This window comes from Polynucleobacter asymbioticus QLW-P1DMWA-1, assembly GCF_000016345.1.
In the GTDB taxonomy this organism is placed as follows: domain Bacteria; phylum Pseudomonadota; class Gammaproteobacteria; order Burkholderiales; family Burkholderiaceae; genus Polynucleobacter; species Polynucleobacter asymbioticus.
The window spans coordinates 1428037-1453294 of the sequence record NC_009379.1; the positions used below are offsets into that span (position 1 = coordinate 1428037).

Sequence of the window (25258 nt, forward strand, 5' to 3'; positions counted from 1 at the left end):
CATTAAAATACGGGAATGAGTGAGCGACAAACTATTTTTGAGGCTATTGGCGGCATTGACCAAGTAGATACCTTGGTGGGCCGCTTCTATGACTTAATGGATCTGGAGCCCCAATATAAGGAGTTGCGCGCTATGCATGCCCCCGATCTCTCTAACTCAAGAGAAAAGCTCAAATTCTTTCTCACAGGCTGGATGGGAGGGCCTGATATTTACTCACCCAAATACGGCTATCCAATGCTACGTGCACGACACCTCCCTTTTAAGATTGGACTTTTAGAGCGGGATCAGTGGTTGGCTTGTATGTATCAAGCCATGGAAGAATGCGGCATCGAAGGTAATGTTGCCAAACAACTAGAAGAGTCTTTTTTCAACACAGCAAATTGGATGAGAAATCAGCCCAATTAAAAATAGCTCAAGTTAGTCAGTCCAAGAGTAATGTCCAGATAAATTGTGTGGGCTTATACATACCATGGTCTACTTTATTTACTTAGATACACTTTACCCTAAAGCCACTTTAGCGAAATAGACAATGACCGATAGTTTTTTACCACTCTTAAGCGACCCCAATGCTTGGGTTGCTTTTTTCACGCTATCCGCTTTGGAAATTATTCTTGGCATAGATAACATCATCTTTATTAGCGTTATTGCCAATCGCTTACCAATCGAGATTCGAGAAAAGGTGCGTCGCTTTGGTCTTCTATTTGCCTTATTCACTCGCATTCTATTGTTACTGAGTCTTTCGTGGGTAATGGGTCTTACTCACCCATTCTTTACGGCATTCGATCACGCTATCAGCGGTAGAGACCTCATTCTATTGTTGGGTGGATTTTTCCTTATCTGGAAAGCATCAAAAGAAATCTATGCCGAAGTAGAAGTAGGTGAAGAAGACGAAGCAGATGCTGGTGCAGGCAAAGCAGATTCGAGTAAATCAATGTTTGCCCTCTTTATGGGCTCTGTTCTACAAATCGGGTTACTCGACATCATCTTTTCACTCGATAGCGTGATTACCGCTGTAGGCATGGTCGATCAAATTAGCATCATGATTGCTGCTGTTCTGGCTTCTGTCCTCATCATGCTTATTGCTGCCAAGCCTATTGGCGACTTTGTCCATCATCACCCCTCTATTAAAGTACTAGCCCTCTCCTTCCTAACGGTCGTGGGTGTTGTACTCATAGCAGAAGGGATGGGAGTTCATATTCCTAAGGGGTATGTGTATGTGGCAATGGCTTTCTCACTCTCAGTAGAGCTCTTGAACATTCGTGCGCGTGAAAAGAAAAAGCTTAAGAAAAAGAATTAAGCGCCTGTGCGCAAGCAAAGCCACTTGCCCAAGCCCACTGAAAGTTATGGCCGCCCAAGTGTCCAGTGACATCCACGCATTCTCCAATAAAGAATAGTCCAGGATAGTTGCGAGCCATCATCGTCTGACTATCTAACTCTTTAGTGTCGACGCCACCCAACATCACTTCAGCCTTTTTCCATCCAAGCGTACCCGCTGGCTTCACAGACCAATTAGTAATCAGCTCTTTGAGTGCCTGCCGATCTTTTTTTGAGACCTCAGCCCATTTGCGACCCATGAGATTTTTTTGCTCAGCAAATGCTTTTGCCAATCGCTGCGGCAAAACAGACGCAAGAATAGTTTCAGCTGATTTCAGGCGATTTTCATCGTTATTGAAAAGTACATCACAGTTAAATCCACCTGGTCGTTCTATAGCGCCTAACCAGTCAATATGAATTGGCTCACCCTCGACCCAATAGCTACTAGCCTGAAGCACTCCGGGGCCAGATAATCCTTTATGAGTCAACAGGAGATCTTCATTAAAACGGCAAGCCCCATAACGGTGACCTTTTGAACCCGCAGCAATTCTGACAGGAACACTTAAGCCAGCTAAATCATTTAAATTCCCAAAGGTCTCTGCTGTAAAAGATAGTGGCACTAAAGCAGGTCGCGGATCCACCACTGATAACCCAAATTGTTTTGCAATATCCAATGAGTACGCGCTGGCTCCAATCGCCGGGACTGGTAACCCACCGGTAGCCATTACTACCGCTTTGGTTTTTTCAACTCCGTCGCTTGTATGAATAAGCCATTCGCTAGCATCTTGCGCAATACTTTCTACGGTCACTGGAAAGCGTATCTTGACTCCACCCTTTTTACATTCTGTCATGAGCATTTCAATAATTTGCATTGCTGAATCATCGCAAAATAATTGCCCTTGATGTTTCTCGTGATAATTAATCCCATGAGCATTCACGAGCTTTATAAACTCACTGGAAGGGTAACGCGCCAAAGCACTCTTGATGAAATGCGAGTTGAGTGAAAGAAAGTTTGCGGGGCTACTATGTAAATTAGTGAAATTACAGCGGCCCCCTCCGCTGATACGAATCTTTTCACCCAATACTGACGCGTGGTCTAGGACAAGAACTCTTTTACCTAACTGGCCAGCTACCCCTGCGCAAAATAAACCAGCTGCACCACCACCAATGATGATGGCATCCCATGTTTTACTCATACTTCACTCAAAACGATCAATTACTTCAGAAGCAATATTGAGTTTTTTCATATGCAGCTTAGTGTAGGCTTGGCGATAATTTTTCGTCATTGAAATCATGACTGATGCAGTCCACGCGAATGCAAACATTCCTGAAAAAGCAATGATGACTGCCAACATCTTCCAGCCAACCGGAAGAATATCCTCCATAAAGCCCATCGCGGTATAAGTACTGCCGCTAAATAAAATAGACTGACCTAAAGAAGGTAGTAGTTTTAACGCGTATATAGAAATTCCCCAAATCAGAATTTCGCTAATGTGGGTTACAAAAAGACAGAAAACGCTAATATAAAAACAGGTAGCTACAGCGGAGTATTTCTTTTCAGCCAAATAGAGAAATGTTTTTACCTCATATCGCTTCGCTATTTGAAGTAGCATGAGCCCATGAAAAACCATAATGAGCAGCAAGATTACTGCCCCGACAAAGTAGGCCGGTAGATCTAAAGAGGAATCGATGGTGACTGGTATTGGGTTCATAGCTAATTTTGACTATTTTACAGGCGACTACCCACAAATTTAGCCAAGCTGGTACCAGTCCTTGATGATTTTCCAGGCCTCGGGGGCAGTCTCCACAAAATGAATGGTTTGCATGTCTGCTTCGTCAATCACGCCAAACTCCACCATACGCTTGAAATTGATCATTTCTCTCCAATAGCCCGCCCCAACCAAAATGACAGGAATGGGAAGTACCTTGTGAGTCTGCATGAGGGTCAATACCTCAAACAACTCATCAAAAGAACCAAAACCACCGGGATAAGCAACGATTGCTCTGGCGCGTAACATGAAGTGCATCTTGCGTAAGGCAAAGTAGTGAAAACGAAAACTTAAACCTTGGCTAATGTAGGAATTGGGATGTTGTTCTCTGGGCAGGCTGATATTAAAACCAATTGTCTGATCCCCTGCTTCAAAAGCACCGCGATTAGCGGCCTCCATAATTCCTGGACCACCGCCAGTACAAATATGAAGCTTGTTTGATTTATTGTCTTGGGTGGCGTTGTAGTGGGCTACTATTGCGCCAAAATCTCGAGCAGACTCATAGTAAGCACTATGCAGTAGCGCTTTATGCGCCGTACTTAATTCCTCTGGAGTCTTGGCATTTTTTTCCAATTCCAAGGCGTGCTCACGACTAACAAAACGGGTAGATCCAAATACCGTTATTGTGTGCTCAATCCCATGTTCTTTTAAAAGGATTTCGGGCTTTAATAATTCCAACTCAAACCGAATTCCTATAGTCTCCCTGCGAGCTAAAAAAGCTTCATCATCAAAGGCAAATCGATACGATTCGTCAGAGGTCTCCTCTGAGATTTCACTCTTGTGAAGATTCAAGAAGTCTGTAATCGTTTGAGCGTTATTAATGGGGAGCTTAGGGCTCATATCCTTGCCTTAAAACGTGATGTTGTGCTGTCATCTTACCCTTGATACACAATTTCCTAGTATTAATACCTAGTTCAACTATAGGAAATCAATAGTTGGGGTTCCCATGGATTTACCACATCCCTAACTAGAGTTAATATTGATGTAATTACAACCAAACCGAAGGATATTTCATGAGCAACCGTTCGATCATCATTATGGTGCTAGTGTTAATTGGTGCCACTGCCTATTTACTCCTTAAGGGCGACGGTAACGTTGATATGAGCGGCGAGAAACATGGCGCCGAAGCAACACATGTAGAAGAAGCTAAAAAAGATGCTCCTCCAGCAGCTCCAACAGCACCAGCAGCAGCACCTGCAGCTGACGCCAAGAAGTAATACCTTATAGTCAAACGAAAACCGCGGTCCTCCGCGGTTTTTTACATTTACCTGATGAAAAAAATATTTTTCTTTCTTTTTTCGCTCTGTCTAATTCAATCTAGTTTTAGCCAAACATCGCCCCCTATGAAAACCATTGATCCCACCCTCATCTCTTCATTTGCACCTACCGGAACGTTACGAGTGGGTATTAACTTAGGCAATCCTATCCTAGCTAATGAAAATCCAAATACGCATCAGCTCAATGGCATCACAATCGATATTGCCCAAGAAATTGGAAAGCGTATTGGCCTCCCTGTGAAGCTAATCCCCTTTAAAACGGCGGGTGCCACAGTAGATGGCGTGAAGTCTGGTGAGATTGATTTAGTCTTTGTCGCCATCGATCCAGTAAGAGGTGCCGATATCAGCTATACACCGGCATATATTCAGATTGAAGGCGCCTATATGGTGAAGAGCAACTCTCCCATTAAGAATAACGAAGAAGTAGATGCGCCCAATAATGAAATCGTCGTCGGCAAAGGAAGTGCATATGATCTTTATCTCACGCGAGAAATTCAACGGGCCACACTACTTCGAGTAGCAAGCTCTCAAGCAGTAATTGATGACTTTATGTCGGGCAAAGGCAATGTTGCAGCTGGCGTTAAGCAACAACTAGAGAGTGATGCCAAACGATATCAGGGTTTGCGGATGCTGCCCGGTCGCTTTATGGTGATTAACCAAGCAATTGGCATTCCGAAAGCCCGAGCCAATTATGAGAGTGCTACCGCTTACTTAAGCGAAACCATTGCTGAATTAAAACAATCTGGATTTGTAGCAGCATCAATGCAGAAACATCAAATTCAAGGTGCGAAAGTGGCTGAGTAAATCGCTAATTTCAACAATCGTATGTGTGTAGACGCTCGGGAACAATAACATCTTTCCAATTGAGTTGATCCCGAATACAGCTTGCGAAAGCTGTTGAAGACTCAGGTTCACCATGCACAACAAATACTTTACTAGGCGGCTTTTTAAAGCCCCTTAACCAATCCAGTAGGCCTGCTTGATCAGCATGGGCCGAGAGCCCACCGATGGTGTGAATGGAAGCCTTCACTAAGACTTCCTCACCAAACAATCGAACCTTCTCTACCTTATCAACTAGTTGCCGGCCAAGACTTCCATATGCTTGAAAGCCAGTAATGATGACTGCATTTTGAGAGCGCGGCAAATTATTGGCAAGGTGATGGACAATACGTCCGGCATCACACATTCCACTAGCAGAAATGATAATTGCCCCGCCTTTAATCTTATTTAAGGCTTTAGATTCTTCTACGTCAGCAATGAAGCGTAAATCGAGTGCCTCTGGATGGTTTTGAAACCACTGAAATGTAGCTTGTGACTGTGCATCGAGCTGAGAAAAGAAATGATGCGTTAAGTGAGTAGCAGCAGTAGCCATAGGTGAATCTACCCAAATCGCTAAATGCGGTAGTTTTTCTTTTCTGACTAAATCAATCAGGAGAAATAAGATCTCTTGTGTGCGACCAACCGCAAAAGCGGGGATAACTATATTGCCCTTGGCGGCCATCGTAGAGGAAATTACCTCCACTAATTCCTCCTCAGTCTCACTTAAACTTCGATGCAAACGGTCACCATAGGTAGATTCAATCAGCACAACATCTGCTTCAGAGATCAAATCCGGGTCAGGCATCAACACCTTACCCTTCATCCCGATATCCCCCGAAAACACACAACGTTTTTTCTGGGCGCCATCTTCTTGAATATCTAACACAGCAATCGCAGAACCCAATATATGTCCTGCATTTCGAAATTCCAATTTAATACCTGGAGTGATCTCGTGAATCTGACCATATTCCACCGTTTCAAATTGCGCCAGAGTCATTTCCACTTCTTCTCTTGAGTACAGCGCAAATGGCATCTCACCACGCCATTTACCCATTTTCATTTTTCGCTCTGCGCGCTCTAGATCTGCCAATTGCAAGTGAGCGCTATCTGGCAATAAAATTTTAAGTAGCTCATACGTGGCCGGGGTGCAGTATATGGACCCCTTAAAACCTTGGGCGCATAAACGGGGTAATAAGCCGCTGTGATCAATATGCGCATGAGTCAGAACTACAAACTCAATGTCCTTCGCTGCAAAAGGAAGTGGTTCTAAATTCTTAGTATTGGCCTCACGACCGCCTTGGAAAAGCCCATAGTCCACCATGAAGTGCCTTGGCTTGCCAGACAGCATCACCTCAACCGAATGTCTTGACCCGGTAACTTCACCAGCAGCCCCAAAAAACTGAATCTTCATACGATCAGAATACTCCTCCTGAGAATGCTTTCAATATCCCCTTAATCAGAGCGATACTATTAGTATGACCTCTACACCAATGAACTTAAACTGCTTTGATTTGGCGACTCGCTTAAAGCGTGGCCCCGCTGAACACAAAGGAGATGCTGGCAAAGCGATCCTGATTGGGGGTGCACCAGGAATGGCAGGTGCATTAGTCCTTGCTGGTAATGCTTGTTTACACCTGGGGGCAGGTTGGACTATTTTGGAAATGTTTGACCCCTCTTCTGCGCACGCAGATGCGAATCAGCCAGAGCTGATGATTCGGCTTGCCTCCACTCAGGCTCATGACGCTCTTATCAAGCAGGATCCAGATGTGATTGCGATTGGCCCCGGCTTAGGTAGCTCACCCATAGCAATTGAGTGGATAAAGGCTGTACTCTCTTTTCCGAAGGTACCGCTCATCATTGATGCAGATGCATTAAATTGCATAGCGGACTCTGAAGATTTATTGAATTTGTTGCAACACCGTAATCAGCAATTTCCAGAAATGACCGTGATTACCCCGCACCCTGGTGAAGCAGCGAGACTTCTGCACAGTAGCTCAGCCAAAATTCAAGAAGACCGACAAGAAGCAATTCATGCATTAGTAAATCAGACCCAATCCATTGTGGTTTTAAAAGGTCAGCACACCCTCATTGCATCCCCTCAGCATGCAGTGACTCAATGCATGGAAGGCAATCCTGGAATGGGGACAGGCGGCATGGGGGACATCCTTACCGGTGCCATTACCGCTATTGCAGCCCAAGGCGTATGCCATCAGCTCAATCTCTGGGAGGCTACGGGCATTGCCGTTCAACTTCACGCGACTGCAGCGGATAGTCTCGTGGAAAAAGGGGTTGGACCCATTGGCTTAACCCCCTCAGAAACGATTATGGAGATGAGAAGCCTGCTAAATAAGCTGTTATAAAGCGTTATGCAATCAGCCAGCGCAGCGCATCATCATCGACGTTACCTCTACGGCATCCTCATGGCCGGAGTGGGTTCGATGCTCTTCTCGGGAAAAGCGATTTTGGTCAAGCTTGCTTTTGGATATGGCGCGAATGCTGAAACGCTGATTGCCTTGCGCATGCTCATGGCACTCCCTCTTTTTTGGAGCATCTACTGGTGGGAGTCACGTCGCAAACAGATGAGTCCACTTACATGGCTCGATCGTGGAAAATTATTTTTCTTAGGGTTTCTAGGTTATTTCTTGTCTAGCTATGTCGATTTTCTAGGCTTGCAATATATTTCAGTTGGTCTAGAGCGCATTGTTCTGTATCTGACGCCAACGATTGTCTTGGTAATCTCTTATTTTGTTTTGCAAAAACCCATCACTCGAATGCAGTGGTATGCACTAGTCGTTGGATATTTAGGTGTGACAGTGGTATTCATTCAGGATGCAAGCTCCACGGGCATTCATGCTTGGTTGGGGATGCTGCTCGTCTTTACTAGTGCTTGCAGCTATGCCATGTACATGATCGGCTCTGGAGAGATGGTTCGCCGCATTGGCAGCGTTCGCCTTGTAGTCTATGCCAGCTCTGCCTCGGCGGTCTTAAGCATAGCTCAATCCACCATCTACGACCCAAGCGCTATCTTTAACCAAGTAGCCCCAATTTATTGGCTCAGCTTACTCAATGCAAGTTTGTGCACTGTTATTCCAATGCTACTCATCATGATAGCCATCAACCGAATTGGCTCGCCATTGGTAGCTCAAGCGGGAATACTCGGTCCTGTGTCTACCATTTTTATGGGCTATCTCATTTTGTCAGAACCAGTCACTTGGATGCAAATAGGCGGCATGACTTTAGTGATCGCTGCGATGTGGCTACTAGTTCGTAGTGATCCGCCAAAGAAAAAGTCACCAGACTCAAATGAATCTAGTGACGTAGATGATGCAAAAATCCTCAATTAATTGAGGATTCAAGATTACTGAACGGCGGCTTCTGCTGCAGCTTTAGATTTTTTCTTGGACTTTTTCTTTGCTTTTTTCTCTGCTTTCTTTTCTTTCTTAGCTTGCTTCTTCGCTTTTTTCTGTGCGGCCTTATCTGTTGGGGCAGCAGCAGGTGCAGCAGCTGGAGCGGCGGCAGGTGCAGCGACTGGAGCAGCAGGTGCTGGGGCTGGATCAGCAGCCATTACGGAAATAGGTGAAATACCGATAGCGGCTGAAATGAGTGTGGCTAAGCTTAAGCGGGCGATACGAGAAATCATGCAATTCTCCAATAAGGTTTGTGGATAATTTAATAATACTCAAAAAATTAATATAAATGCCTTTTTTAAGAAAGTTGCTCATGAATGAATTTCCCCAAGATATCTTTACTGAGCCTCAAGGCTACTCAGTAGACACTCTCAGCAACCTAGGCCCCCTCACCGGCATGGCCGGGATTTGGGAGGGTATTCGGGGAATGGATGTAAAGCCAAAAGCGGCTGGCCCCAAGAAACAAGCCTATGTCGAGCGCATTGAACTTCAGCCAGTTGACCCCCAAACTAATGGCCCTCAATTGTTTTATGGCTTGAGGTATCACACCCATATCACCAAGCCAGATCAAGTCAAAACCTATCATGACCAAGTGGGCTATTGGCTATGGGAGCCGGCCACTGGAAACGTCATACATACGCTCACTATTCCCCGCGGCATGATCACAATGGCATGTGGCAAAGCAGATGCCCATGCCAAGCAATTTGAGCTGCTAGCCAAAGAGGGAGATCCATCTGCCGGCATTTCCTCTAACCCCTTTCTGAACTATGCATTTCGCACGGTGGAATATCGGATTCAAGTCACTATTCATGATGATCAAAGTTGGTCATATGAACAAGATACTGTGATGAAAATCAAAGATCACATAGAGCTATTCCATCACGTTGATACCAACACCTTACGCAAGATTGGTGAAGCCACCCCTAACCCCTTGGCACGTTAAGTAGTGCGAGTACAAATAAAAAGGCCATCATCTGATGGCCTTTTTATTGCAGAGAAAAAATGATTAGGCAGGCTGTGCTTCAGTTTCGGTAATTTTTTCTAAGGCTGCAGCTAAGTGCCCAACAGTACGATCAACATGAGCTAGCTTTTCTAAACCAAATAAGCCAATGCGGAATGTACGGAAATCAGGTCTTTCATCACACTGCAATGGAACTCCAGCAGCAGTCTGCAAACCTAAGGCAATAAATTTCTTGCCAGATTGAATATCTGGATCTTTGGTGTAACTCACCACCACACCCGGGGCTTGATAGCCCTTAGCTGAAACTGAGTGATAGCCCTTAGATACCAACAAATCACGCACCTTAGTACCTAGCTCTACTTGTTTAGCTTTCAAAGCAGCAAAGCCTAAGGCCTGCGTTTCTTTCATAACATTACGCAATATTTTCAATGCGTCTGTTGGCATAGTGGTGTGATACACATGTCCACCTTTTTCATAGGCTTCCATAATTTGCAACCACTTCTTCAGATCCATAGAGAAGCTGCTGCTTTGTGTGGCATCGATACGCTCACGCGCCCGCTCACCAAGAGCGATTAACGCGCAGCATGGGGAGCTACTCCAACCCTTTTGTGGGGCTGTAATCAATACATCGACATTGCAAGCTTTCATATCGACCCACATTGCACCGGAGGCAATGCAGTCCAATACAAACAAACCATTCACAGAATGCACTGCCTCACCAACCGCTTTGAGGTAGTCATCAGGCAAGATGATGCCGGCAGAAGTTTCCACATGCGGCGCAAATACTACTGCTGGCTTTTCTCTCTTAATGAAAGCGACGACTTCCTCGATTGGCGCTGGGGCAAATACACCCTGTGCTGAATTTTCTAATTGACGGCCTTTGATAACAGAAACATCGCTCGTAATATGAGCCAAATCAAAAATCTGCGTCCAACGATAACTAAACCAACCGTTACGCAAAACCAAGCATTTTTCGTTATTGGCAAATTGGCGGGCAACCGCCTCCATTCCAAAAGTGCCGCTACCCGGAACAATCACTGCAGAACTGGCGTTATAAGCATCTTTTAAAACACTAGAAATGTCGACCATCACGCGCTTAAATTCTTCAGACATGTGATTTAAAGAGCGGTCGGTGTAAACAACCGAGAACTCTAATAATCCATCTGGATCAACATTGGGAAGTAAGCCTGGCATAGTAATTTCCTGGGGTTTCTGTAATCAGCCCTAAATGATACTGATTTAAGGTTTTATTGCACTGCAACCTTGTTTTCTTTGATCAATTTGGCCCATTTAGCCTGATCTAAGCGCAGAAACGCTGCAAAGTCCTCAGGACTTCCATGGGCAGGGTCACTTCCCCGCTCCAACATGGCCTTCCGAACCTTCTCTTGAGCCAGGACTGTCATGACCGTTTGATTGATTTTTTGCGTCACTACCTTAGGGGTTTTAGCGGGTGCAAATAAACCAAACCAGCCTACAGCACTATAACCAGGCAAACCTGAGTCAGCTACTGTAGGGATATTTGGCAAAGCTTCTGAACGCTTTAAGCCTGTTTGAGCTAAAGCCAACAGTTTCCCAGATTCAATTTGAGGCATTACCGTTTGAGCCGGCGCAAACATGAGATCAATGTGTCCTGCTAGTAAATCCGTCAAAGCCTGTCCAGTACCTTTATAAGGAACATGCAGCATGCTCACCCCCGCCATTGAGGCAAACAACTCGCCAGCCAAATGCGATGCCGATCCCGGGCCCGAAGAGCCGTAACGCACCTGACCAGGATTGGCTTTGGCGTAAGCAATTAATGCCTTGATTGAGGTGATATTTAATGCGGGTGAGACCGTCACCACATATGGTGAAGCAGACACCAGTGCAACCGGTGAAAACTGGGCAATATTTTTTTCAGTGACGGCGGCTGTCGAGCCCATCAATAAGGTGTACCCATCCGCAGGAGATTGTGCAACTGCTTCAGCACCAATGAGACCACTTGCCCCTGGACGATTTTCAATGATTAAAGCCTGCTTCCAAATATCACCAACTGATGGTGCGAGCAATCGAATTAAAGTATCAGCGCCACCGCCAGGTGGAAAAGGAACAATTACTTTGACTGACTTAGCCGGAAAGACATCAGCCGCTATAGCGGTCAAGGGGTTAAGGGGCAGCAAAACAAGAAGCGGAAAAATCCAAAATAGATAGCGCTTCATTTGCTATTCCGCAATAGTAGTGCGTAATGTTGAAATTCCGTCAATAGCGCATTCCACCACATCGCCGGGCTTTAAATATAACGCTTCTGCATTTTCTTTACCGACCGCCACGCCACCAGGTGCACCAGTAGAAAACATATCACCCGCTTCAATGGGAATAAAACGAGAGAAGTGCTCTAGGATGTCAGATATTTTCCAAATTTGATCCTGCGTATTTACGCGCATGCGTTCTTCACCGTTTACAGAACAAGTCATCCATAAGTCATATGGATTCGGGATCTCATCGATAGTGATAATTTCTGGCCCTAAGGGTCCGAAACCGGGAATATTTTTACCCGTCCAAAAACGAGAACCTGATGCCACTTCGCGTAACTGAAGGTCACGACACGTTAAGTCATTGAGGATCGTGACACCTCCTATGTAATCCATTGCTTCAGATTTTTTAGCCCCCAAAGCTCTTTTACCCATTACAAATACCAACTCAGGCTCGTAATCTAGTTTCGTAATTCCCTTGGGGCGAACTACTGTGGCATTGTGGCCTGACAAGCAAGAATTGAGCTTAATAAAAGAGGTTGGCTCTTGCGGTATTTCTTTAATCAAATTCGTGCGCTTTAACTCTTCTAAATGCGTGCGATAGTTTTTGCCAACGCATAAAAACTTATCAGCATCCATGATTGGAGGTAAATAAGTAATAGTATTTGCATCGAGCAATAAATCAGAATGATCACCATTCGATGCAACCCAAGATTTTGCTTGATTCATCACCTCGTCACCAGAGCGTAAAAACGTTTTCATATCCGATGGAAACTGCTTCATTCCCAGTTTTTTAGCAACATCCACAAAAGGGAGGATGCGATCGCCAGCATCCAGAGGTAAGCGAGCGCCAATTTCAGCAATGCTGGATCCTAAACGAGTAAATGTAATGAGTCTCATAATTTATTTTCTATATTTTTGTAAAAGTCGATGTTCTTATTTCGTCGAGGAGATACCTTACTACAACTAAGGCTCTAAGAAGAAATAATAATTCCCGCCACAATCAAACCAAATGCAAGGCCATGAAATAAGGCCGGTGGTTCTCCCAACAAGGCTGCTGAGAAAAGCGCCGTAAAGAGTGGGATAAAGTTGGCAAAAAAAGCGGCCACCGTAGGGCCAGCCTTGCTTACACCAAGGCCCCAGCAACGATAAGCAATCAAAGAGGGTCCTATTGCGACAAACAAAATTAAAGTTGCAGTCCATACGTTGAGATTCAGTAATGCATGACCTGAAGCAATCTCGAAACCATCAAAAAAACTAGTCCACAAAAAGCCAATAAAAACTTGAGCCATCAAGAACTCAGCCCACGGCCATTGGCGCTCTGTACTAGTTCCTGGACGACTGATCATCCAGCTATACACCGCCCATAAAATGGTCGCCAACATAATCAATAGGTCGCCAATAACCACCTGCATTGATAGAAGGCTGGTAAGGTCGCCTCTAGTGAGCACTACGCCGACACCCACGATGGAAATGGAGGCTCCAACTAATTGCAGAAATTTGGGCTTTACTTGATAAAAAGCAGCGCCAATGATGAGCATCCAAATTGGCATGCTTGCCCCTATGAGCGTCACATTAATAGCAGTAGAAGTTTGCAAAGCCAAATACAACAGAACGTTATAACTACCAACCCCAAACAATCCAAGCAATATAAAGCGCTTTTTGTTCTGCCATAAGGCGCTGCCCGGTTTAAAAACACGCCAGCCTAAGGGCAATAACAATAAGGCAGCCAAACCCCAACGAACAGTACTCAGAGTAATAGGCGAGATGCTTCCCACCAGCAAACGGCCAGCAATTGCATTTCCTGCCCACAAAGATGTAGAAATGAGCAGATAGGCAACGGTTGCAAGACTTAGCTTAGTCATTCGGACGCTGTATGAAAGGGGCTGTTAAAAGCTTCTATATTAGGGTTAACGTAGCATTGTAGAAACAATTGCCTGGTATTGCTAAGATAGAGCTTAATTAGGCAAGTGCTGGACTTAAAATGCATCAAAAGAAGGATAAATAGTGCCAATCATTACCAATATTGAAGACTTGCGGGTTCTCCACAAAAAACGTACCCCAAAGATGTTTTATGACTACGCTGATTCAGGCTCATGGACAGAATCAACCTATCGTGCCAATGAATCGGATTTTCAGAAAATTAAGCTACGTCAACGTGTAGCTGTCAACATGACCAATCGCACCACCAAAACCACCATGGTGGGACAAGAAGTTGCGATGCCTGTTGCACTTGCTCCAACCGGACTTACTGGAATGCAACACGCTGATGGAGAAATCCTTGCCGCGAAAGCTGCTGAAAAATTTGGAGTGCCCTTCTGTTTATCCACAATGAGTATTTGCTCAATCGAGGATGTTGCAGAACAAACAACTAAGCCATTTTGGTTTCAGCTTTATGTCATGAAAGACCGTGGCTTTATTGAACGCCTCATTGAGCGCGCTAAAGCTGCGAAATGCTCGGCCTTAGTCTTAACTTTAGATCTGCAAATTTTGGGGCAACGTCATAAAGATTTAAAAAATGGTTTATCTGCTCCGCCTAAGCTCACTATTGCCAATATGATCAATATGGCAACTAAGCCCCGCTGGTGCTTAGGTATGGCCATGACACCTCGCAGAACTTTCCGCAATATTGTGGGTCACGCTACAGGTGTGGGCAATATGTCATCACTCTCCTCCTGGACGGCTGAGCAATTTGATCCAGGCCTCAATTGGGGCGATGTTGAATGGATTAAAAAATTGTGGGGTGGCAAACTCATCATCAAGGGAATTTTGGATGAAGATGATGCACGTCTTGCTGCCAATTCAGGTGCTGACGCTTTAATCGTTTCAAACCATGGAGGCCGGCAATTAGATGGGGCCGTTTCCAGTATCCAAGCCCTTCCTGGCATCGTGAATGCCGTTGGCAATGACATTGAAGTATGGATGGATGGTGGCATTCGTTCTGGCCAAGATGTTTTAAAAGCTTGGGCATTAGGCGCTCGCGGAACAATGATTGGGCGCCCTTTTCTGTATGGCTTGGGTGCTATGGGTGAGGCTGGCGTCACTAAGTGCCTCGAACTAATCCATAACGAACTCGATATCACCATGGCCTTTACGGGCCACCGCGATATCCAAAATGTGACTAAAGACATCTTGTATCCAGGGACTTTTTAAATTACACATTTCACCAACTACCCTAGCGCCGTTTTTGGCGTCAGTTTCCTAGTTCTGGTCTTATCGATTTGGCTCGGTCATTGGGCTCTCAATCGATATCATCCAAAAGATGCTGAAACGTCCACTGATTTGGGAATCATCCAAACCGCTACGCTGACTCTACTTGGCTTAATCATTGGATTCACCTTCTCGATGGCCATTGAGCGCTATGACGATAGAAAGGTGTTGGAAGAAGCTGAGGCTAACGCTATTGGCACGGAATACCTCAGGGCCGATTTGCTCCCAAGTAAAACTGCCAAGCAAACCAAAGACCTGCTAGAACAATATCTCGAGCAACGCATTCTGTTTTACAGCAAACAAGACCCGGAAAAAGTTCAAGAGATACGTCAAAATACAAATGACTTACAACAGGCGTTATGGGATGGAATTCTTCCAGAGGCTCAAAAGCAACAGACCCCAATCATCGCTCTAGTTGTATCAGGCATGAATGATGTCATTAACTCTCAGGGATACACGCAGGCATCCTGGTGGAATCGTATCCCACAGCCCGCATGGACACTGATGATGGCCATTGCTATCTGCGCCAATTTGTTAGTTGGTTATGGGGCCAGAAATTTTAAGAAGAATATTGGGCTCTTTCTCATGTTTCCCTTTGTTATCTCCGTATCTTTCTTCTTAATAGCGGATATTGATAGTCCAAGAGGCGGCATTATTCGCATAAAACCCCGTAATCTATTGGTTCTGCAAGAATCATTAAGCCAGAAGACTCCTTCTTTAGCGCCATCTGCTAAAGCCAATTAAGCGCTTTTTTATAGGCGGTAAAAATGAAACGTGTAGTAGATGTTTTCAAAAACCGGGGTAAAGAGTTAGTTTGGACTTATGTTGTTCACCTTAGAAATGATGAGGAATTTCATCCGGGTCAACTGGATTTCGAAATCGAAGCCCTCCGACTTTCTGAGCTGGATAAAAGAGGTTCGGCAAATGAATTGAGCGCTAAAGTCAGGTTGATTAATTAGCCCTGATAGCAATACTGATAATCAAATCTTTATGATGTGATTATCAAGTTCAAATAATTACTGTATGTCGCGCAAGTACTATCACCCTGCATCTATTTTTTTTCACTGGCTCATTTTTACGCTTGTAATACTAGCTCTGGGTGTAATTGAGCTTAAAGGGCAGTTTCCTAGGGGTAGCGAGCCACGAGAGCTTTGCAAAACTGTTCACAGCTTCTTAGGTCAACTGATCTTTATCGCAATGGCTATCCGATTATGTGTACGCCTTAAATACGGTGCGCCCAAACCCTTGAACCTCAATAAGCCCTTGCTAGTCTTGGCTAAAGGTCTTCATTGGACCTTCTATTTGCTACTACTTACTTTGCCGATTATGGGATTTATTTTCCTGCAGGCTGGTGGTAAAGAAGTCCACTTCTTAAGCTGGGCTTGGCCAGAGCTGATTTCACCAAACCCAGACATCAAAAAAATATTTAAAGAGTCTCATGAGTGGCTAGGTAATGCACTCTACTTCTTGATTGGCTTGCATGCGCTTGCTGGCTTATGGCACCACTATCTATTAAAAGATGACACCTTGCGTCGTATGTTGAATAAAATAAAACCTTCACATTAAAAAGGCATTTCAAAGATGAAGCCCCTCTCCAAAAAAGCAAAGCTAGTAATCAGCTGGACAGCACTCATGACGGTGGTAGGTACTGCGATATTGCACCAGTGGCAATTTTTTGCATTAGGCTGCGCTTCTATTGCTCTACTATTGATAGCCAATCACTTTGGCATATTCAATGACCCCAACAGCAAAAAATAAGGCCCCACATCCAAAGAGGTGAGGCCTGATAGTAGTTATCCCTAAACAGTGAATGGCTTATAGGCTTGGGTAATCTGTATAGCCCACCTCAGCACCACCATAAAAAGTAGCTCGGTTATAAGGATTTAATGGGGCGTTTTTCTCAAAGCGCTCGAGTAGGTCTGGGTTAGAGATGTACAAGCGTCCGTAAGCTACTGCATCGGCCATTCCCTCTTCCAGCACTTTCTCGCCCATGGCCTGGTCGTAACCACCTGCAGTAATAAATTTACCTTGATAGGCTTTGCGAAATAACTCTGAAGTAATGGGTGCACCTTCGTTCACTTGCTCGCCACCGCCAGCACTGGTTGCCCTAGGCTCAATCATATGTACATATGCCAAACCATAAGCGTTTAACTTGTTAATTGCTGCAGTAAATAAGGCAACTGGATCACTATCAGACATATCGTTGAAGGTACCATAAGGCGATAAACGCACCCCTACTCGATCGCTTGTAAATACCTTACTGACAGCCTCAATGACTTCGCCTAGTAAACGTAAGCGATTTTCGATGGATCCACCATATTGATCATTGCGCTGATTGGTTTTATCTTGCAAAAATTGATCCAGCAAATATCCATTAGCAGAGTGAATTTCAATACCATCAAAGCCAGCTGCTTTAGCATTGCGAGCAGCAAGCTCAAACTCTTTTAAAAGACGAACAATATCATCCAAACTCATCGCTTTAGGAACTTCATAGTCATGGAGCTTCCAATCGGCGCCATATGTCTGGCCGGCTGCAGCTATCGCTGATGGCGCTTCAGGTACCCCATCTTCTGGGTGCAATGATGAATGAGAAATACGACCTACATGCCACAGCTGCGCAACAATCGTTCCACCCTTAGCGTGGACTGCCTCTACGATTTCCTTCCAGGCAGCAGTTTGTTCTGGAGAATAAATTCCAGGCGTCGCTGGATAGCCCATGCCGAGCGGAGAAATTTGAGTTGCCTCGGTAATAATGAGTCCAGCACTAGCTCGTTGCCCATAGTACGTTTTGGCTAATGGGTTTGGCACATCACCAGCAACAGCGCGCATTCGAGTAAGAGGCGCCATTACGAGGCGGTTCTTTAGTTGAAGCGATCCCAGGTTAACTGGAGTGAACATGATTTCTTTACCGGACATAGAATATTTTTCTTTAAAAAAGTGAACTTACTAACATACTGTAACCATTTTTACATCATCTTGCATAAGCTACCAGCCGCTATACCTCTTGGCGTGCAGGCGCATTCTTTAGATGGGCGCTAAACCTTTCTCGAATACATTTTGAGAGCGCAATAAATTCTTGGGCGTGTGCAGTTGAAGCACGGGCAACTAGTGCAATAACCCTTTTTGGTGCTGGTGATGCTAAGGCTTTAGCAACTAACTCAGTGCTATTTAAGAGACTACTTTTCACAGCCATCTCAGGTAGCAATGCTATGCCTAAGCCTGACTCCACCATTTGCAATAAGGTCAGCAAGCTGGTTGCTTCCATGCCTTCAGCCTTGCGTATATCGGCTTTCTTGCACGCTTGTAAACTATGCTCTCTTAAGCAGTGTCCTTCTTCTAGGAGCAATAGTCTCTCAGCCATCTTGGCCGGCAAGGTTACTTCCTTTCCTTTTAATGCTGGATCACCAGCCCTAGCAACCAACCAGAAGTCATCATCGAATAACTCCTCCACAAGTAAGCCGCTGGTGTCATAAGGCAATGCAATCAACGCAAAATCCAATTTATGCTCAGCCATTCTTGATAACAAATTAGCCGTTAAATCTTCTCTCAAAGTAATTTTGAGATCAGGAAACCGTTTACGCACTTCCGGTAAAACAATCGGTAACAAAAAAGGTGCAATTGTCGGAATGACGCCCAATCGAATAGTTGCAGTCATCGGCTTTCCGGAGGCGCCGGCATATTCGACTAAATCCTGGGAGGCAGCCAAAATAGTTTTCGCACGCTCGAGCACCTCTTGCCCCGCTGGAGTGATCGACACATTTTGCCGATCCCGTTCAACTAAATGAATACCAAGCCCATCTTCTAATTCTTTTAAGCCGGCACTTAAAGTTGATTGCCCTACAAAACACGACTCTGCAGCACGAGTGAAATTGAGCTCTTTAGCTAAAGCCACTAAATACGTTAATTGCTTCAATGACGGTAGATACGCCATCACCACTCCTTATCGAATAATTAGATTAATAATATCATAACTATCTATTGGACTGATTAATAAATCAAGTACAGAATCAGATACATGGTTGAGCTAATAAATAGTTTTGCAAACTCAGCAAACTTTTTAATGTTGATGAAAGGAAATAAATCATGGCACGCCCAGAAATTAAAACTATCCAAAATCTAGAATCTGCTTTTGCCGGTGAATCTATGGCCCATATTAAGTATCGCTATTTCGCCAAGTTGGCGCGCGCTGCTGGGGATGAAGAAACAGCAAAGATTTTTGAAGCCACTGCCGATCAAGAGGTTATGCATGCTTTTGGGCACTTAGATCTGCTTTATCCAGCCAGCTCTATCACACCAACACGTGCATTGGAAATTGCGATCGAAGGTGAAACCTATGAATATACGGAAATGTATCCCTCCTTCCGCAAAACTGCAGTGGACGAAGGGAATACGGCCGCTATTCAAGAAATTGATGAGCAAATTGCCGAATCCAAAGAGCATGCGGAGCAATTTCAGGCGGTATTAGCAAAAGCAGCGAAACGTTTTGCAGCCTTAGCCAATGTCGAAGAGCGGCATGCAAACCATTACAAACAGGCTCTGGAAAAAGCAAAGGTTCATGCAGCCCAATAAGTGCCGGCAAGAAATAAAACTCAACTAAATTTAAAATAAACCCATTATTGAAGGAATCATCATGAAAACTTGGCAATGTATCGTTTGTGGCTTCATATATGACGAAGCAAAAGGCTTACCGGATGAAGGAATTGCTGCAGGAACAGCCTGGGCCGATATTCCAGAAGACTGGGAGTGCCCAGACTGCGGAGTAGCAAAATCTGACTTTGAAATGGTTCAGGTAAGCTAAACCAATCATTCCTCACCACTGCTTTAAAAAAGGAGCCTAGCTTTGGATCAAACCTCACATCAATCCTCTTCCGCAATTGTCATTATTGGCAGTGGGTTGGCTGGGTACACCCTCATTCGTGAAATTCGAAAGTTAGACAAAGCCACCCCCATTACTTTAGTCACGCGCGAGCCTGGATATTTTTACTCCAAGCCTATGCTATCCACTGCCTTGGCTGGGAAAAAAGAAGCTACTCAACTCATTTCGAGTACAGCAGAAACTATGGCCTCTCAACTTGAAGTGACAATACACTCTGAGACCGATGTCAGCGCTATTGATACTGCCAAAAAAGTGATTCTTTCCAGCAAGGGTGAGATTGCTTATGAAAAATTGGTCTTGGCCTTAGGTGCCGACCAAATACGCATCCCTCTTCAAGGCAATGCCGCTCAAGAAGTCCTTACGGTGAATGACCTCGAGGACTATGCAAAGTTTCGAGAGGCGCTTAACGGCAAAAAGCGGGTGGCGATTTTAGGTGCTGGCTTGATTGGCTGTGAATTTGCCAATGACCTCGCACTTGGCGGATTTGAGGTTGATGTCATTGATCTAGCGCCCCAAGTATTGGGCCGCCTCATTCCCGAGACTGCAGCCAAAGATTTACAATCCAAGCTCAGTGCTATAGGCGTTTGTTGGCACTTTGGCACCACAGTGCAAACCATTGAGCGTAACGGTGATGAACTAAAAATCACCTTAGCCAATGGTGAGAGCATCTCTAGCGAAGTTGTGCTCTCTGCAGTCGGCTTAAAGCCAAGGATAGCCCTAGCTAAAGCCTGCGGTATTGCTACTGGGCTTGGTATACAAGTGAATCGAGAGCTGCAATCCAATATCGACAATGTCTATGCGATTGGCGATTGTGCAGAGGTTGAAGGCCTTGTACTTCCTTATGTCATGCCTATCATGCAAGCTGCCAGAGCATTAGCGGTAACGCTTACAGGACAACCTACAGCGCTGACGTATCCCGCCATGCCTGTCATGGTCAAAACACCAGCGCTCGCAACCATTGTTTCTCCGCCGGCTAAGGGCGCCACAGGAGAATGGAAAACCATCTCCACTGAGGGTGGCCTTGAAGCCCGTTTTGAATCTAGCGATGGAAAACTTTTGGGGTTTGTTTTGATGGGCACAGCTACCGCACAACGAGGTGCATTGACGAAAGAGTTGCCAGCGATATTGGGGTAAATACATTTAGCCAACCAAAGAAAAACCCGCTATCCATTAGAGTAGCGGGTTTTTTTCAAACTGTTACAGCAATATCTTACTACTGGTTTGGTTGCGGAATCGGTCCTGAAACAGGGAACATTTTGCAAGCATCTGATTGCTTTAATTTATCACCACCATTTTGACCAAAGTATCCCCCGGCAGCTGTGAAATAGACCTCATTGCCACCAGCTGGATGACCAAAAACACCTTCATTAATTGGGCAACGACAAGTCGCCGTTTTAACGCCATTCGCAGTTGGCTTAGGATCAATAGTGCATAAGTAATCCCAACAATTAACTGTTTTGCTGCCGACTGGGCATTCTTGACCTATTGGGGCTAAAGTTTTCCAACCAGCACTTTGTTGTGGCCATTCTGGTAACTTTAGCTCAGCATAAGACCAGATCGTACCTTTTGAAGGAGGCTGACATGAGCCCTTCATATTGCCCTCATTGACGGCTGCTAAACCATGCAACGCAACACCTTGTTGGACAGCCATTTCTCTAGTAATGATCGGGCATGTACAAACAGCCTCTTCGTATTCTTTGGTTGTTTTTCCGCCGTCCTGATCCACTTTGATTTTCTTACCTGTAGGCTTACAAGTAGAAGCTCCGCAATAAGCAAAATCACCACTACACTCCGTTAAACCTTGTTTACCAACACCTCTAGAGGCGCGGGAAGCATAGTCATTTGAATTGCGATCATCACGGCGCACTCCATCGTTAGACCTCGTATCAACCCTATCTCGGAGATCGCCCCTCGTATCGACTTGGGCTAACACTAGAGGGGTCGCACCCAGGTCGATAGAGGCTGCATTGGCAGAGCCCCAAAATGATGTGCAGACAATGCTCAGCAGGATTACTGCTGCAGATAAGACTTTTTTCATCGGTTTCTCCAGAGGGTAAACAAACATACTTCAATTTAATATTTTTTAAATATCGAAAAACAATACATAGCTATGGTTGGTGGTCTTAAAAGCAAAATTGACTTCAACCTGGAGATCTAGGTTGAAGTCAAAATGAACTGAACAATAAATGGGGGCGAGTTACTGTAACAGTTGATCCGGGAATCCTACTGGCAACATTTTGCATGCCGCCGCCGGGTCATTCCAAGTACTTCCAGCGTAAGTTATATAACCACGATCACCTTTGGCTTTTTGCCCAAATACACCCTCTCCATATGGGCAACGACATGTAGCCGTCATAACTCCATTCGTCCTATTTGGATCAATTGTGCAGATGTAGCTCCAGCAGTTAGAACCTTGAGCAGGCCCTTTGGCCGAGCAATTCTGACCACTGGAAGTGGTGGGTCCGCCATTTTTTGTATTAATAGGGCCAGAGAGAATCATGAATTTGCCATCAGGTTGCTCTTGAGGATACGTTTTGATATTTAGAGAGAAATACGACCAGACTTTTCCAGCGCCTGGTGAACGGCAAGAGCCTTTCATATTTCCTTCATTGAGGCCCGCGATACCAACTAGAGGCTCACCATTCTGTTGGGCAATTTCAGGGGTGATAACTGGGCATTTACAGACCGCTTCTGGATATTGCTTAGAAGTTTTGCCGCCGTCTTCTTGAACGGTAATTGTTTTGCCGGTTGGCTTACAGGTAGATGAGGCACAAAGCGCAAATTCGCCAGCACATATAGCAAAACCATCTCTTGTAATACCTCTAACCGAGCCATCACGCTTTGTGTCATCAACGCTTTTAGTGCGGTCACTTGCTCCATCTTGACGCACACCACCATTTGAACGGTTATCTACGCGTTGCTCTACCCGATCTCTTAAGTTTGGGTCATTTTGGGCCAAGGAAGCCAGGCTTAAAGACCCAAGAAAAATAGCGAATATGAATTTTTTTAACATTCCAAGCAACCTTTGCTTATTAAATGGTTGAACAAATTGAAGATCAGTCAGAATGAGGTCTAAACAATGATGAATTTACCTAGTGAAGTAAAGCGTAGTTGCAGCGTCATCGAAAAATTTATTGATTTTGGGCTCACTCACCCAGCCGTCAAGATTCTGATTTAAGGCCGAGGACGCAAAACTTCTAAAGTAATTACTGTCCCGATCCAGGGCAAGCAAGGTATCGTCTAAATTGCTATCTGAATCTGAGGCAATTTGCTTATAAATCTTCAGGGCTCCGTAAACACTCTTTTCTTTTGGAGTGAGAGGCTGATCTTTGCCAGGACTGTTAGCAGTTTTTGACATCTCTTCTTCAGTTTGAACTTTTCTAGGGGTGACCAACACCACCACATTTTCGGAATATTGTTGTTGTTGTTTTTGATTGAAGAAGTACTGGATAATTGGAATATCCTGAAGCACCGGAACACCGTCCTGTAGACCAGAAACCGCACGAGAGGATAGCCCATCCAGAATCAACGTCTCTCCATACTTAATCTTGACGTTTGCTGTGACAGCATGTTGATCTTGTGAAACACTCGCATTAAATCCACCGTAACCCGCATTTTGGGAGGTAACGTAAGAGCGGGAAACTTTGACAGCCAACATCATGGACTCTTCGTCCACAAAGGTTGGAGTCACAGATAGACTGACGCCGGTAGGAATATTGGTAATTTGAGCGCCAGATACACCACCCCCATTCAGGCCCGCAGTAATCACTGCGCCTGAGTAGAAGGTAGAAGGAATACGATCAAGCGCTGTTAATGTAGGTCTTGCGATAACCTGTGAATTACTTGAGGTTGAGTTAGCGATATTCAAGCTGTAACTGACCAAACCACTCACGCTGTTAATAGTTGCGCTGGTTGCGGTACCAATACCGATGACGCTGTTTTGAACGACACCACTAACACTGCTTCCACCCACTGAACCTGTACTTCGAAATGATTGGCTTCCCGCAAACATGGTTAAGCCAGTCAACAAGTTAATTCCATACGAACTACTTTGGTTGTCAATCGTTCGAATTAATACTGCATCAATAGAGGCCATCTTAGGAGGCTTAGCGGAATTACAGGGGCTAGGTAAAGGCTCCAAATAAAGTGTCTGATCCCCGCTGGTTCCGCCAACCGGAACACCATAACTTTCCCCGGGCGCCTTACCCAATCCAGGCTTGGTATCGCAATCAAACCAACGCTGCTGCTGATTAGCCATCGATACTGCTGAATACGTTCCACCCCCACCCCCGCTGGTGACTGGAGCGGCTGCAGCGTTTGGCTGGGAAGTTGGACTGGCTGAGGTACCGGAAGAGCCGGATGAACCTGAAGAGCCTGATGAACCATCATCACTGGAATCATCGCTATTTTGATTGCTACCGTAAGCACCCACTACCCCTGCTCTCGAAGTACTACTCCGACCGGTTGTCCCCGTGTTATTGCCATTGTTATTGTTACCGCCCCTACCAACAACTACTCCTGCCCCACCTACAACCTTCATCATCTTGCCCTTTTGGGCCGCAGGACTTGCTGGGCTATTGAGACTTGCAGGATTTTGAGCAACATCTAAATCCATGGACTTGAGATAACTTAACTGCGTACCGATGTAAGCAACTTGTTGCTTTAATTGGGCAATCTCTTTAGGGTTTTCAGCGTTTGCTTTTGCATAGGCATCTAAGTTGAGATTAGATTCAGTAGTTTTTCCAACAGCCGCATACATCAACGTCATTAATCGCAATTGATCAACATTCGTAGTATTGAGCTTTTTTAAACTGTCGCCAGCCCAAAGTGCGGTCTTAAAATCTTTTTGCCATAAGGATGATTGCAAGAGACCGAATAGAGCATCCTGACTCGAAGGGCTGATTGCATATGCGCTAATAAAATCTCTGCTGGCTTTTGAATACTCTCTCGAATCAATATGAAGTCGACCCAATTGAATGAGCGGCAAAGTATCTGTATTGTCCAAAGAGGCTGCAAGGCCATAAGCAGTTTCTGCCAACTCTTTGTTATCGGCGGCATTATTCAAATACTGCAAATGGTAGCTGATGCCGTTTAAGAGGTGTACTGATGAATTACTTGGGCTCATCTTTACTGCGGCGCTGAATACTTTTTGTGCGCTTTCATAATCGCCCTCACGTAGGTATTCAATGCCCTGCTTCACCAACTCATGGGTGATATTTTGCTTTGGGGGAGCTATTTTTTGACCCGATCCAATACCGCCCATCAGACTTGCTTGTGAACTCCTACCGCCCATGCCCGTGCAGCCAACAAGAATGGTGAAGCAAGCTAACAAAATGGCAGACTTCAGAAAAAATCGAGGATTAAGCATTAATGTAGTTTCAGTTCAAACAAAATGGG

At 45.0% G+C, this 25258-nt stretch carries 29 protein-coding genes; 15 read left to right on the top strand and 14 right to left on the bottom strand.

Features of this window, described 5'->3' with window-relative positions; translation table 11 throughout:
- The first annotated feature begins 15 nt into the window (after positions 1–15).
- Together PNUC_RS07100 and PNUC_RS07105 are read left to right on the top strand one after the other, a co-directional pair.
- Positions 16–405 (top strand): group II truncated hemoglobin, encoded by a 390-nt coding sequence (locus tag PNUC_RS07100; protein WP_011903194.1) that lies wholly within the window; start codon positions 16–18, stop codon positions 403–405.
- Positions 406–529: 124 nt separating this feature from the next.
- Positions 530–1297: a TerC family protein gene (locus PNUC_RS07105; RefSeq protein ID WP_011903195.1), complete on the top strand. Its 768-nt coding sequence runs from the start codon at positions 530–532 to the stop codon at positions 1295–1297.
- Here the strand turns inward: PNUC_RS07105 and PNUC_RS07110 are convergent.
- Genes PNUC_RS07110 through PNUC_RS07120 form a run of 3 tightly spaced genes read right to left on the bottom strand, consistent with a single transcriptional unit; the run spans position 1281 to position 3923 of the window.
- On the bottom strand, positions 1281–2510 hold the full coding sequence (locus tag PNUC_RS07110; protein ID WP_011903196.1) for a BaiN/RdsA family NAD(P)/FAD-dependent oxidoreductase: 1230 nt from the start codon (positions 2508–2510) through the stop codon (positions 1281–1283). The genes PNUC_RS07105 and PNUC_RS07110 overlap by 17 nt on opposite strands.
- A 3-nt stretch (positions 2511–2513) precedes the next feature.
- Positions 2514–3026 carry a hypothetical protein gene (locus PNUC_RS07115; RefSeq protein WP_011903197.1) on the bottom strand — a complete coding sequence of 171 codons (513 nt, stop codon included), beginning with the start codon at positions 3024–3026 and terminating at the stop codon, positions 2514–2516.
- Positions 3027–3065: 39 nt separating this feature from the next.
- Entirely contained in the window at positions 3066–3923 is an 858-nt protein-coding gene (locus tag PNUC_RS07120) for an LOG family protein (protein WP_011903198.1), read from the bottom strand.
- A gap of 173 nt (positions 3924–4096) precedes the next feature.
- Here PNUC_RS07120 and PNUC_RS07125 point away from each other — a divergent pair, with 173 nt between their 5' ends.
- Together PNUC_RS07125 and PNUC_RS07130 are read left to right on the top strand one after the other, a co-directional pair.
- The gene (locus tag PNUC_RS07125) at positions 4097–4300 is read left to right on the top strand and encodes a hypothetical protein (protein ID WP_011903199.1); all 204 of its coding nucleotides are present in this window, start codon (positions 4097–4099) and stop codon (positions 4298–4300) included.
- Between the two features lie 126 nt (positions 4301–4426).
- Complete coding sequence (locus tag PNUC_RS07130; protein WP_048812133.1) at positions 4427–5164, top strand: ABC transporter substrate-binding protein; 738 nt, start codon at positions 4427–4429, stop codon at positions 5162–5164.
- Between the two features lie 10 nt (positions 5165–5174).
- On the opposite strand, the gene PNUC_RS07135 is transcribed toward PNUC_RS07130, so the two are convergent.
- A complete protein-coding gene (locus PNUC_RS07135; RefSeq protein ID WP_011903201.1) occupies positions 5175–6590 on the bottom strand; it encodes an MBL fold/beta-CASP domain-containing RNA metallo-hydrolase in 1416 nt (471 codons plus the stop codon).
- Between the two features lie 64 nt (positions 6591–6654).
- Between PNUC_RS07135 and PNUC_RS07140 the strand changes: the two genes are divergently transcribed.
- On the top strand, positions 6655–7539 hold the full coding sequence (locus PNUC_RS07140; protein WP_011903202.1) for an NAD(P)H-hydrate dehydratase: 885 nt from the start codon (positions 6655–6657) through the stop codon (positions 7537–7539).
- A 6-nt stretch (positions 7540–7545) separates the two neighbouring features.
- On the top strand, positions 7546–8523 hold the full coding sequence (locus tag PNUC_RS07145; RefSeq protein ID WP_011903203.1) for a DMT family transporter: 978 nt from the start codon (positions 7546–7548) through the stop codon (positions 8521–8523).
- A gap of 14 nt (positions 8524–8537) precedes the next feature.
- Here PNUC_RS07145 and PNUC_RS11015 read toward each other — a convergent pair whose 3' ends face one another.
- The gene (locus tag PNUC_RS11015; protein ID WP_011903204.1) at positions 8538–8819 is read right to left on the bottom strand and encodes a hypothetical protein; all 282 of its coding nucleotides are present in this window, start codon (positions 8817–8819) and stop codon (positions 8538–8540) included.
- 80 nt (positions 8820–8899) lie between these two features.
- Here PNUC_RS11015 and PNUC_RS07155 point away from each other — a divergent pair, with 80 nt between their 5' ends.
- Entirely contained in the window at positions 8900–9529 is a 630-nt protein-coding gene (locus tag PNUC_RS07155) for an FABP family protein (RefSeq protein ID WP_048812273.1), read from the top strand.
- Between the two features lie 63 nt (positions 9530–9592).
- On the opposite strand, the gene PNUC_RS07160 is transcribed toward PNUC_RS07155, so the two are convergent.
- The 4 genes from PNUC_RS07160 to PNUC_RS07175 form a co-directional block, all read right to left on the bottom strand.
- Positions 9593–10741: an aminotransferase class V-fold PLP-dependent enzyme gene (locus PNUC_RS07160; RefSeq protein WP_011903206.1), complete on the bottom strand. Its 1149-nt coding sequence runs from the start codon at positions 10739–10741 to the stop codon at positions 9593–9595.
- 53 nt (positions 10742–10794) lie between these two features.
- Positions 10795–11742 (bottom strand): tripartite tricarboxylate transporter substrate binding protein, encoded by a 948-nt coding sequence (locus tag PNUC_RS07165; protein WP_011903207.1) that lies wholly within the window; start codon positions 11740–11742, stop codon positions 10795–10797.
- A 3-nt stretch (positions 11743–11745) separates the two neighbouring features.
- Positions 11746–12675, bottom strand: a complete 930-nt coding sequence (locus PNUC_RS07170; RefSeq protein WP_011903208.1) for a fumarylacetoacetate hydrolase family protein — start codon at positions 12673–12675, stop codon at positions 11746–11748.
- A 74-nt stretch (positions 12676–12749) separates the two neighbouring features.
- Complete coding sequence (locus tag PNUC_RS07175; protein ID WP_011903209.1) at positions 12750–13640, bottom strand: DMT family transporter; 891 nt, start codon at positions 13638–13640, stop codon at positions 12750–12752.
- Positions 13641–13782: 142 nt separating this feature from the next.
- Between PNUC_RS07175 and PNUC_RS07180 the strand changes: the two genes are divergently transcribed.
- The 5 genes from PNUC_RS07180 to PNUC_RS11020 all read left to right on the top strand — a co-directional run bounded on the left by PNUC_RS07180 (position 13783) and on the right by PNUC_RS11020 (position 16743).
- Entirely contained in the window at positions 13783–14928 is a 1146-nt protein-coding gene (locus PNUC_RS07180) for an alpha-hydroxy acid oxidase (protein ID WP_011903210.1), read from the top strand.
- 54 nt (positions 14929–14982) lie between these two features.
- Entirely contained in the window at positions 14983–15729 is a 747-nt protein-coding gene (locus PNUC_RS07185; RefSeq protein ID WP_456107039.1) for a bestrophin-like domain, read from the top strand.
- 23 nt (positions 15730–15752) lie between these two features.
- Positions 15753–15944, top strand: coding sequence for a hypothetical protein (locus tag PNUC_RS07190; protein WP_048812135.1), 192 nt, complete (start codon positions 15753–15755; stop codon positions 15942–15944).
- 64 nt (positions 15945–16008) lie between these two features.
- Positions 16009–16551, top strand: coding sequence for a cytochrome b (locus PNUC_RS07195; RefSeq protein WP_011903212.1), 543 nt, complete (start codon positions 16009–16011; stop codon positions 16549–16551).
- A gap of 15 nt (positions 16552–16566) precedes the next feature.
- Positions 16567–16743, top strand: coding sequence for a hypothetical protein (locus tag PNUC_RS11020; protein ID WP_167523316.1), 177 nt, complete (start codon positions 16567–16569; stop codon positions 16741–16743).
- Positions 16744–16800: 57 nt separating this feature from the next.
- On the opposite strand, the gene PNUC_RS07200 is transcribed toward PNUC_RS11020, so the two are convergent.
- Positions 16801–17901: an alkene reductase gene (locus PNUC_RS07200; protein ID WP_011903213.1), complete on the bottom strand. Its 1101-nt coding sequence runs from the start codon at positions 17899–17901 to the stop codon at positions 16801–16803.
- Between the two features lie 79 nt (positions 17902–17980).
- Positions 17981–18916, bottom strand: a complete 936-nt coding sequence (locus PNUC_RS07205; protein WP_011903214.1) for a hydrogen peroxide-inducible genes activator — start codon at positions 18914–18916, stop codon at positions 17981–17983.
- Positions 18917–19068: 152 nt separating this feature from the next.
- Here PNUC_RS07205 and PNUC_RS07210 point away from each other — a divergent pair, with 152 nt between their 5' ends.
- The 3 genes from PNUC_RS07210 to PNUC_RS07220 all read left to right on the top strand — a co-directional run bounded on the left by PNUC_RS07210 (position 19069) and on the right by PNUC_RS07220 (position 20995).
- Positions 19069–19554, top strand: a complete 486-nt coding sequence (locus PNUC_RS07210) for a rubrerythrin family protein (RefSeq protein WP_011903215.1) — start codon at positions 19069–19071, stop codon at positions 19552–19554.
- Positions 19555–19615: 61 nt separating this feature from the next.
- The gene (locus PNUC_RS07215; protein WP_011903216.1) at positions 19616–19783 is read left to right on the top strand and encodes a rubredoxin; all 168 of its coding nucleotides are present in this window, start codon (positions 19616–19618) and stop codon (positions 19781–19783) included.
- 42 nt (positions 19784–19825) lie between these two features.
- Positions 19826–20995, top strand: coding sequence for an NAD(P)/FAD-dependent oxidoreductase (locus PNUC_RS07220; RefSeq protein ID WP_011903217.1), 1170 nt, complete (start codon positions 19826–19828; stop codon positions 20993–20995).
- Positions 20996–21074: 79 nt separating this feature from the next.
- Here the strand turns inward: PNUC_RS07220 and PNUC_RS07225 are convergent, their stop codons facing one another.
- The 3 genes from PNUC_RS07225 to PNUC_RS07235 form a co-directional block, all read right to left on the bottom strand.
- On the bottom strand, positions 21075–21899 hold the full coding sequence (locus PNUC_RS07225) for a hypothetical protein (RefSeq protein WP_011903218.1): 825 nt from the start codon (positions 21897–21899) through the stop codon (positions 21075–21077).
- A gap of 159 nt (positions 21900–22058) precedes the next feature.
- On the bottom strand, positions 22059–22874 hold the full coding sequence (locus tag PNUC_RS07230) for a hypothetical protein (RefSeq protein ID WP_011903219.1): 816 nt from the start codon (positions 22872–22874) through the stop codon (positions 22059–22061).
- A 75-nt stretch (positions 22875–22949) separates the two neighbouring features.
- Positions 22950–25229 carry a type II and III secretion system protein gene (locus PNUC_RS07235; protein WP_011903220.1) on the bottom strand — a complete coding sequence of 760 codons (2280 nt, stop codon included), beginning with the start codon at positions 25227–25229 and terminating at the stop codon, positions 22950–22952.
- Between the last annotated feature and the right edge of the window lie 29 nt (positions 25230–25258).